The sequence below is a fragment of the Methylobacter sp. BBA5.1 genome (assembly GCF_000746145.1).
GTDB lineage: Bacteria > Pseudomonadota > Gammaproteobacteria > Methylococcales > Methylomonadaceae > Methylobacter > Methylobacter marinus.
The window spans coordinates 1-9,522 of the sequence record NZ_JQKS01000060.1; the positions used below are offsets into that span (position 1 = coordinate 1).

Annotated in this window: 11 protein-coding genes; 1 reads left to right on the forward strand and 10 read right to left on the reverse strand. The window is 51.5% G+C overall.

Features of this window, described 5'->3' with window-relative positions; translation table 11 throughout:
- Nucleotides 1-81 precede the first annotated feature (81 nt).
- The 9 genes from EK22_RS21335 to EK22_RS21375 all read right to left on the reverse strand — a co-directional run bounded on the left by EK22_RS21335 (nt 82) and on the right by EK22_RS21375 (nt 7,290).
- The gene (locus EK22_RS21335) at nt 82-339 is read right to left on the reverse strand and encodes a hypothetical protein (protein WP_036254227.1); all 258 of its coding nucleotides are present in this window, start codon (nt 337-339) and stop codon (nt 82-84) included.
- A gap of 4 nt (nt 340-343) precedes the next feature.
- Nucleotides 344-793 (reverse strand): conjugal transfer protein TrbH, encoded by a 450-nt coding sequence (locus EK22_RS21340; protein WP_036254229.1) that lies wholly within the window; start codon nt 791-793, stop codon nt 344-346.
- 2 nt (nt 794-795) lie between these two features.
- On the reverse strand, nt 796-1,698 hold the full coding sequence (trbG, locus tag EK22_RS21345) for a P-type conjugative transfer protein TrbG (RefSeq protein ID WP_036254232.1): 903 nt from the start codon (nt 1,696-1,698) through the stop codon (nt 796-798).
- A gap of 19 nt (nt 1,699-1,717) precedes the next feature.
- A complete protein-coding gene (locus EK22_RS21350) occupies nt 1,718-2,446 on the reverse strand; it encodes a conjugal transfer protein TrbF (RefSeq protein WP_036254235.1) in 729 nt (242 codons plus the stop codon).
- Nucleotides 2,443-4,983 carry a VirB4 family type IV secretion/conjugal transfer ATPase gene (locus EK22_RS21355; protein ID WP_036254237.1) on the reverse strand — a complete coding sequence of 847 codons (2,541 nt, stop codon included), beginning with the start codon at nt 4,981-4,983 and terminating at the stop codon, nt 2,443-2,445. The genes EK22_RS21350 and EK22_RS21355 overlap by 4 nt, the downstream gene beginning before the upstream one ends.
- Nucleotides 4,980-5,291 (reverse strand): conjugal transfer protein TrbD, encoded by a 312-nt coding sequence (locus tag EK22_RS21360; RefSeq protein ID WP_036254239.1) that lies wholly within the window; start codon nt 5,289-5,291, stop codon nt 4,980-4,982. The genes EK22_RS21355 and EK22_RS21360 overlap by 4 nt, the downstream gene beginning before the upstream one ends.
- A 1-nt stretch (nt 5,292) precedes the next feature.
- Nucleotides 5,293-5,715 carry a conjugal transfer system pilin TrbC gene (gene trbC / locus EK22_RS21365; RefSeq protein WP_036254240.1) on the reverse strand — a complete coding sequence of 141 codons (423 nt, stop codon included), beginning with the start codon at nt 5,713-5,715 and terminating at the stop codon, nt 5,293-5,295.
- Nucleotides 5,716-5,724: 9 nt separating this feature from the next.
- Entirely contained in the window at nt 5,725-6,693 is a 969-nt protein-coding gene (trbB, locus tag EK22_RS21370) for a P-type conjugative transfer ATPase TrbB (RefSeq protein WP_036254242.1), read from the reverse strand.
- Between the two features lie 234 nt (nt 6,694-6,927).
- The gene (locus EK22_RS21375) at nt 6,928-7,290 is read right to left on the reverse strand and encodes a transcriptional regulator (protein ID WP_036254244.1); all 363 of its coding nucleotides are present in this window, start codon (nt 7,288-7,290) and stop codon (nt 6,928-6,930) included.
- Between the two features lie 377 nt (nt 7,291-7,667).
- Here EK22_RS21375 and EK22_RS21380 point away from each other — a divergent pair, with 377 nt between their 5' ends.
- Nucleotides 7,668-8,756: a replication initiator protein A gene (locus EK22_RS21380; RefSeq protein WP_051962014.1), complete on the forward strand. Its 1,089-nt coding sequence runs from the start codon at nt 7,668-7,670 to the stop codon at nt 8,754-8,756.
- A 228-nt stretch (nt 8,757-8,984) separates the two neighbouring features.
- Here the strand turns inward: EK22_RS21380 and EK22_RS23355 are convergent, their stop codons facing one another.
- Complete coding sequence (locus tag EK22_RS23355; protein WP_051962015.1) at nt 8,985-9,293, reverse strand: hypothetical protein; 309 nt, start codon at nt 9,291-9,293, stop codon at nt 8,985-8,987.
- Nucleotides 9,294-9,522: the final 229 nt, after the last annotated feature.

Below are 9,522 nucleotides of genomic sequence, written 5' to 3' on the forward strand. Positions count from 1 at the left end.
CATCGCATTCATCATTCACCTCGCCAATGCTTACGATCAAAAACACATTAGACTGTGCGGGCAACATCAATATCCCTGAAATTACAACTGTAGTATTAGTCCGCTCTTCCGGTCGCCGGCGATTTCCTTGGCAAACATAGAGGTGTTGCCGTTGCTCCGGGGTTTTGCTTCTTCCTTGTTTTGCTGGGCAGCGCGATCTGCCGCTACCAAGCCCATCATGACCAGAAACGCCATCAACACACCGCCGAGTATGTACATCGGCAGGTTGTTGACGCGGCGAACCCCGGCGCTCGGTGATGCGTCCGGGTCCATGTGCTCAAGTTCTTCGGTTCCGGTCATGATCTTACTCCTTATGTGTCCAATAGCCTGGAACCACAGTGCCGTTTTGCTCCAGATACGGGCGGGTAATTGATTCGGTCCCGACTAATAGCGTCAGTTGGTATAGCTTTGATGTGCCGCTCTTCACTTGGTCGAGCACATAATACAAAGGCAGTACATGCGCATCCGGAGTATGGGAAGGAGCGGTTTGTTTAGGACTGAACTCCATGACGGCATATCCGTGTTCGCGCAGGCCCTTGGTCAGCGCAACACCGAAGGCATCCGGTGTCGCCTGTTTCAGTTCAAGCCGTGTTTTTGCCGGCGGCCATAACGTGGCGAGTTGCTGTACCGCTTCGCGGGCAAGTTTCTGTTGATCTACTGAGGTGGAATTCAGATAGTTGCCATACGGCGAGGTAGCGCATCCTGTAAGAATGATGGTAAGCACGGCTAACGCCGGGAAAGATATTCTGCGCATCGTTATTTCCTCCGGGTGATGGTCACACGGTCTTGGCCATCGCCGACGCCGGCAATCAGGATTGCCTTGTCAAAGACAGTATCCACGATGTAGCGGTCGCCCTGGACACGATAATTGACCATGACGGTTTCATCATCCGTGAACAGGCCGCCTTCCTTGCGCAGGACCAGTAAAGTTGGCGCTTCGGTCTGGGCCATCGCCTTCGACATTTGCAGGATAGTTTTGCGGCCATCGTTAAAGACGCGTACCGGCATCCAGGCCGCATCACCGTCCAGATCATAGTCAAAGTTCAGATTGCCCAGATACTCGCCGGTTTGCGGGATGATTTTTCGTTCGCGTTCTTGCGTTTCGCGGGTTCGAATCGCATCCCACTTTGCCAGAGCATCTTCCGGGTATGTGAATGCAACCTGGGGCATGTACTGAGTGCGGTGCGAGCGCAGCTTAAAGTGATAAGTGCGGCGGTTTGTAGTCACGACCAGGCTGGTCTCCAGTCCCACATCCATCGGCTTGATGATGAGATGCTGCGTTTCGGACGGCCCGGCGCCCGTGATGGCCGGCTCCACTGTCCAGCGAGCCGTATCGCCCAGATGGATGGAATTGACCAGCTCCCCGGCCTGTAGCGCCACGTCACATACCTGAAGAACTGCGCAAACGATGCTGGGCTGCTGGACGCCATACAAAAAATGGATTGCTCCGTTGGAACCGGGTATTGGATTCAGCCCGGTAGATGCGCCCGCCTCCCAGCGTTTAGCGATGGCGATTGCTGCTTTTTCCTGTGCGGTCAAAGTCGGATTGTTCTTGGAAAAATACTTGTCGGCCAGATCGTCGCCAGGAGCGGCCAGAAGCGGCTCCGACGAGACGATCATAGCGGCGGCTAGAATATGAGTGATAATTCGCTTTTTCATAGTGGACAGTCTCATTAATTCAAGGAATGATTGACCAGGAGAAATCACGTACAAAGATACCTAACGGGTTATTGCGTAATTGCTCGTCTGTTGTCTGTGATGTGGGTTCGATGGTGTAAACATTGACTAATGCCCGCATGTTCACCGGCTTGTCTTTCAGAACGCCTTGACGGTCACGAGTGGTTTCTACCCATTCAACCTGCCAAGTATCAGGCGATTGCGGCAGCACCGACTTGATTTCGACGCTAACCATTTCCTTCACTGCACGCTTGAACGGGCTGGAGTCCGGCGTGCCGTTCAGCCATTCGTTCATCTTCTGGGTAGCCGCGTCATTAGGTGATAGCATTGAATACACGCGAAATACCGCTTTTCGCTGTAATGCCACATCAGGCGTGACCATACGGGCATACGTGATGAAATCGGCTACAGAGGCGTGAATAACGCGCGGATCAGCTTTGGAGCCGGCCGTCACTGGCCCGACAGCGACGGTCTGGCCGTGCTTGTCAACCTCGATAACATAAGGGATGAACTTGGATTGACTGCCTATATGGATGACTCCGCCGACACCGGCTAAAGCGATCAAGAGCGAGAGAATACCGACCACCTGCCAGGTTTGCCGCGACGACACGACTGAGCCGATATGTTCGTTCCATGTGCGCCGGGCGGCTAAATACGGGTTATTGTCCTCGCCTTTCATCGGTTTCTTGAGAAACTGATAGTCGGCTGGTTTTTTCTTGAAAAAATTCATCTTGTGGACTCCAGGTAGTCATTGAGATTCAGGCCCCGTCCTGCAAGCCATTCATGAACCCACTGATTGCCGAATTTGGCTTCCAGGTTTTTGATGGTTGTCACGGATTCCTTGTCTGATGCACCGACAAAGGCCAAGGCTAGAGGCCCCAAAGCAAGGTCATAGAGCCGGCGCCCATGCTCGGAAACATAGTAATACTGCTGTTTCGGAATGGCGGTCGCCAGAATTTCAATTTGTCGGGCATTGAGGCCCATGCGGCGGTATAGGGCCGCCGTATCCTCGTCGCGGGCGTAAACGTTGGGCAGGAAAATCTTGGTCGCGGTCGATTCAACGATGACGTCCAGAATGCCCGAATTGGCTGCGTCAGATAGGCTTTGCGTTGCCATAAGAACCAGGCAGTTCGCCTTTCTCATGACTTTCAGCCATTCCCGGATCTTGGCCCGGAACACCGGATGACCGAGCATCAGCCACGCTTCATCCAGAATGATGACGGCCGGCTGGCCGCGCAATGAACGCTCAATGCGTCGGAACAGGTACAGCAGGACCGGCAGCGCAAATTTCTCGCCCAAGTTCATCAGTTCTTCGATTTCGAACGCTGTGAAATCAGAGAGTGACAGCCCGTCCTCTTCGGCATCCAGCAAGTGCCCCATCGAGCCGTCTACCGTGTATTGCCTGATCGTATCGCGGATGGCTATGTCCTGGATGGTTACGGAGAATTCAGAGAGCGTGCGGGCGCCGCTGGCGTGCATGCTCATGATGGCATTGCCAATTTCATTGCGCTGCGATGGCGTAGTAATTAACCCGTTCAACGCCAGGATGGTATCGATCCATTCCATTGCCCAGGCACGATCGCCCTTAGTTTCGAGGAACTGCAACGGGCAGAAGGCTAGATTGTCATCGTCGGCCGCTACCGAAAAATGCAACCCGCCAACGGCCTTGGTAAGCGGATAAATGGACATGCCTTTATCAAAGGCATAGATCGACATGCCGGCATAGCGGCGAAGTTGTGCGGCGATAATGCCCAGGTGCGTCGATTTACCTGCCCCGGTCGGTCCGAACATGAAGGTATGGCCAAGGTCGCGCACATGCAGATTCAGACGGAACGGGGTAGCGCCGTGAGTAACGCAGTGCATGAGAGCCGGCGACATCGGAGGATACAGCGGGCACGGTGCGCTTGCACTGCCCGTCCAGATCGTGGAAGTCGGCAACAGATCGGCCAGGTTCATGGTGTTGATGAGCGGGCGGCGCACGTTCTCGACGCCGTGGCCGGGCAAGCTGCCCAGGTAAGCATCCATCGTGTTGGTCGTCTCGATGCGAGCCGCAAAGCCCAGGCGGTTGATGGCCTTTTCTACCTGGCGTGCAGACGCCTCCAGACGAGTCCGATCTTCATCCATGAGGATGACGACACTTGTGTAATAGCCGGCCGCAACCAAGCCGCTGTTCACTTCGGCAATGGCCGCTTCCGCGTCTTCCACCATTGAAAGCGCATCCTGATCGACCGGCCCGGTATTGGTGTTGAATACCTGGTCGAAGAAGCCGCGAACCTTCTGTCGCCACTTCTTACGGAACTTGTCCAGGTGCTTTACTGCCTCGTGCTGATCCATGAATATAAATCGGGAGGACCAACGGTATTCACATGGCAACTCGCCCAGGGCGGTCAGGATTCCCGGTGTAGACTCCAGGGGAAAGCCTTCGATAGCGACAACCTGGATGAGGTTGCGGCCGATTTTAGGCACGACCCCTCCCCGTAATTCTTGCCCACCTATCAACGTATCCAGGTACATAGGATTGTTGGGCAATTGTACGGGATGATGTTTGCCGGTTATGCAGAATTGTAACCAGCTCAAAAAATCGTCATGTGTGGCTGTTGTTCCGTCTTCGTTAACGATCTTCTGGCCATGTAAGCGAGTCAGCTTTACAGCAGCCGACAATCGCCCTTCGATATTGGCGATTTCCCGCTTGAACTGCTCGATGAGGCTCATCGTGCGAGCCTTGTGGTCGGGCGTTGGCGTGTTGTCATCGAACATGAGTTCGACAAATTTTCTCTGCGCCAGCACAGGCGGGAACCATGTCAGAGTTAATACGAAATAGCCCTCGTACATCGTTCCCATGCGTTGGAATAGCCGGCGGCGCTCTTCATCAATCGCGGCGGAAACCGGGTCAGGGAATTGCGACAACCCTTGTTCGGAGTAGTTGGGCGCTGGCCGGCGTACAGCATCGACATGCAGCATCCAGCCGTTTCCCAGGCCTACGAGGGCCTGGTTGATGCGGAACGATATCATTTCTCGTTGTTCATCGGTGCTGCTGGCATTGTCGTCCCCTTTATACAGCCATGCGGCCATAAAAGAACCGTTTTTACCCACAATCACGCCGTCATCGACCACTGCTGCATAGTTGAGCAAGTCGGCCAGGCCGGCGTCCTTCGAACGATGCTTTTTGAGCTTCAGTTCGGTATCGACTGCCCGAATACGGGCAAACAGGATGAGCAACAAGGCGGTCCCGAGAACGGCAATTGTAATTGCGAGTGCCTGGATCATTTGTATTGTTCTCCCTGGCTTTGCGTATTCTCACGAAACGGCGTACTGCGTGGCGGATAGTATTGCTTGTAGCGGCGACTACGCAGATAAACATGGCGCAATTTGGGATCGCTCTTTGCCATGAGGCGGAATACGAACAGCGCTCCGAACCAAAGACAAACGCCAAATACAGTAGCCCTCAGTTCCTGAGCGCTAAAAATCAGCGCTCCGGCAATGAGGCCGGAGAACATGACCAATTCACGATCTCCGCCCATGAACAGGTTGTCTCTATTGCCGGCCCTACGTATGGGAATCGTGCGGATAGCCATACTATGCGGCTCTCTCATTGATGGCTGAGGCAGCGGTCTGCACTTGCAGGACTGCCCTATCAGTCAGTGACGCGATTTCTGCGCCACGACCAAAGAAGGTGCTCATCATGTTCTGTGCACCGACCAGCAATGCCATGACCAATACGATAAAAATCAATGTCCTGAAAAAGCCATTGAGTTCGCCGCCGAAGATCAGGACGCCGCCAGCAACCACAATACCGATAAGGGATACCGCGAAAGCTACCGGGCCAGTGACGGAATTACGCAGATTGGTCAACCAGCTTTCATAAGGCAGAGATCCGCCGGTCCCCTCTGACGCCAAGGCCGGCTGCGAAGCAAATAAGATGACGGACAGCAGAGCAAGCATGCCCAGGTAGAGATAGGTGTTACGGTTGAGCTGAAATGTTGGAAATGCGAGTTGCATGGATTACTCCTAAAGTGTTTTTGTTATGTATTGGCCATCGTGGTATCCGGAAACCTCAAGAATCTCCTGGATGCGCCGGCCGTCCGGGGTTCTGGCGATATGTACGACGACATGCACCGCCTCGCCGATGAGCGGTTCAATGGGTTTTGGTGAATCCGGGTGCATGCTGATGAGCATGGCCAGCCGATCAAGCCCGGCTTTTGCGTTGTTGGCGTGTAATGTTGCGGCGCCGCCTTCGTGGCCGGTATTCCAGGCCATCAGCAAATCAAGTGCCTCCGGACCGCGCACTTCACCGACCAGAATCCGGTCCGGGCGCATACGTAGCGTGGTTTTCAACAGCGCCGTCATGGTGACGTCGATACTGGTGTGATACTGGACATAATTCTCAGCGGCACACTGGATTTCACCAGTGTCTTCGATGATGAAAACCCGCTCGGTCGGATCGTTAGCCACCATCTGATTGATGATCGCATTCACCAAAGTTGTCTTGCCCGAGCCGGTGCCGCCGATCACCAGGATGTTGCGATGCGCGGCAACGGCCTCAATGATTAACTGGCGTTGCCTGGGCGTCATTATTCCGGCCTCTACATATTGATCCAGCGTGAAAATAGCAACAGCTCTTTTACGGATTGCAAAAGTCGGGGCGGGTACAACCGGAGGGAGTTGGCCGGCAAAGCGGGAACCATCAAGGGGCAATTCCCCTTCGAGTATTGGTTTCTGACGGGTGACTTCTTTGCCGTGATAGCCGGCGATGGTCTCAATAATAGCTTGCGCCTGAGCTACTCGCATCGACCCGATGCACTTCATCGACTCACCCAGACGCTCCTGCCACAGCTTGCCATCAGCATTAAGCATGATTTCGACGGTCTTAGGGTCATACAGGGCCGCCAAAAGATCTGACCCCATATCTCGCTCGAGCTTGCGTTTGGCTCGATCATTGATGCTTCCGTATTTATCTTTGTTATCCGTGTTATTCATCTTATTTGTTTAAGCCTAGTATCTCCTGTAAGCCGACAAATACGATATAACGAAATATTAATTAAAGCAATAGTTATAATGAAATTAACTCAGTCTGTTACACTATGCTAAGATTGGATATAGTGGTAAATATAGAGGAACTGGGGTTATATAACCCCAGTGAATTTGAATGATTATTTAGCGGCTAAAATTTACTTGTTGCCGGATAGTGGTGCCCTACCCTTCTGGCGTTAATTAATATGATCTTAACTTTTTCCTTGTTTCCTCTCCCCAGCGTTTGACGATGAATGCCTTGTGCTCTGGCAAAACTACTGAGACCCGCTCATATCCAGGAGGCAGACTTTGCCTGAATGCACCGCCCGCCAGCACATCCAGGGATTCTTTATCCAGATCTGTTGATTCAAGCAGCATTGGCAGAGGTACTTCTAACGCATTCGCAATTGCTTCCATCACCTTGAGAGAGGGATTCCCGCTACCTGTTGTTAAATCAGAAAGAAAGGAATTTGATACACCAGATAGATCATGTAATTCTTTTTTGCTCATTCCGCGTTCATTCAAAATACGCAAAATATTGGTAAAGAATATATCGTTGTACACTGAGGTTTTACCTTGTTTGGGTTTGGGCGGCAGATTAATTTTAGCCGCTAAAATCTTGTTGACGACGAGTTATTGTTTAGCTAAACTTGCAACTCAAAATAAAAAGGAATTTTTATATAAGCCATAGTATGTGCCAGTTTAGTCGTTAATCTTACCTGTGACACCGGTATTCGTCATAATCATTCTTCTAGTGGCAACCGTGTGGTATTCAATCTACAGTTAGTGAGATATGGCACATTGAGCCAACATGCGATGATAAGGACGAAAAAAACGGAGTAAGGCTTTGACATCATTGTCGAGGAATTCGGAGACCTGGACACTAAAGATCCAGGATAATAATAACAACGCGGAAAGCATCCTAAAGGAGCGATAGCGTGATGAGTCATAACGAGACAATGGAAAAGTTGAAAGCCGCTCAGGCGGCACAACGGCGCAACATTGAAGCCAAAGCGCATCCTGGCGAAACCTATGAGCAGGCTGCCGCAAGGCTTCGTCAGGATAATGGGAACAAAGCCAGGGCTGCACATGACAAGCCTTCCAAACCAGACATACGTAAACCGCCAAAGGGTGACGAGCAGCTAGATTTTTTCGTACCTGCACTCTATGACGTTGGCACCAAGGACAGCCGTAGCCTCATGGATGTCGCTGTTTTCCGTTTGTCCAAGAAGGACAAGCGTGCGGGCGAAACGATCCGCTACGAGATGTCGGATGGCTATGTGGAAGTCAAAGCCGGCCCGGACGGCATGGCCTCCGTGTGGGACTATGATATCGTGCTAATGCTGGTATCCCATCTCACTGAATCGATGAATCTCTACCGGGAGGGAAAATGCGAAAAACCCGGTCGCATATTCCGACCTCATGTTTCCGAAATCTTGAAATTTTGCCGCAAGGGAGACGGAGGCAAGCAAGCTGACGAAGTAGTTTCAGCACTAGACAGACTCAAAGGCACCACGATCAAGAATGTGCGGAACAGGACAGCCGCCAAAAGCGGCCGAGCCATGCTCGAAGTCGAGGCCGAAGGCCTTCTAAGCAGCTATCGCGTCATTTCCTACACGGATTCAGGCAAAGTCGCTTCTGTCGAAATCGAAGCCCCGAATTGGATTTACCGCGAAGTCACCATAGGGAAGCGACCGGACGTGTTGACAGTCCACCCCGACTATTTCCTGATCGAGCCAGGCATCGGCCGCTTTATTTATCGCCTGGCTCGCCGTGCAGCCGGCAAAAAACAAGCGAAGTGGGCCTTTCAAACGATCTATAACCGTAGTGGCAGCAGTGGTACGTTCAAAGAATTCTGCCGCATCCTTCGCCGCATTATCAAATCCAACGAAATACCTGAGTACCTTCTTAAAGAAGAACAAGGACAGATCGGTCCCATCCTGGTGATGCGACATCGAGACGCAACCCTTGATTCATCTGACGACAGCATTGAGGACGAACCAGCGGAAATAGAAACCGATCAAAAGTAATATTACTAATCATTCTTTCACAGTACCAAAGCGTCATTCCTCTTTCAAGTTTCCGGTGTGTAATGTACGGACGCCGGTAGGATAAATTTGGCCTTAAATATCCTAAAGGGATCTCTAAAAAAGAAAAAAGTAGTAACCTTGAAAAAGAAAAAATTGTACGTTAGCTTCTATTCTACGGCTCAATCAGTCAACGCAGCCGCCTAACATAACTTAAATCCTCTTTGCCGATCAATCAGATTTGGAAATAAAACTTAGTGCTTCGCTTGAGGCATTCTCCTGCTCCCACCTGCGTACCAGTGCAAAAGCCCTGTGACGCAATGACTGAGGGAACTGCTTTTTTTCTACAATGAGATCAAGCGCCTCCTTCACTTCCTTATCAATTGATGCGCCTTGCTCAATCCAAGCAACAGCCAGACTAGGCCAATATTCTGTCTCCCACCCTAGACCAGCAAGGACAACGTTTCGCGCTGGCACTTCGAAGGAATCGTGCTCCGTATATGGATACTCAAGATTAATGATTAGTGTGCGCGGATCCATGCTTGGTGCCAAATAAGTTATTTGGCCAGCCTAGTTGACAGAATGGCTATTTACAAATGCATTCTGGAATCTGTTCAAATGAAAACGGAAAAAAAGTCTCATGCCATGTTGACCATGACAGAAAAAGATTCCGAATTCTGCGGCTAATCCTCTCATAATCCTGTGGATAACCCGTACATTACACACTCAGAACCGTGTATCACACACCAAAATCCGTACATTACACACC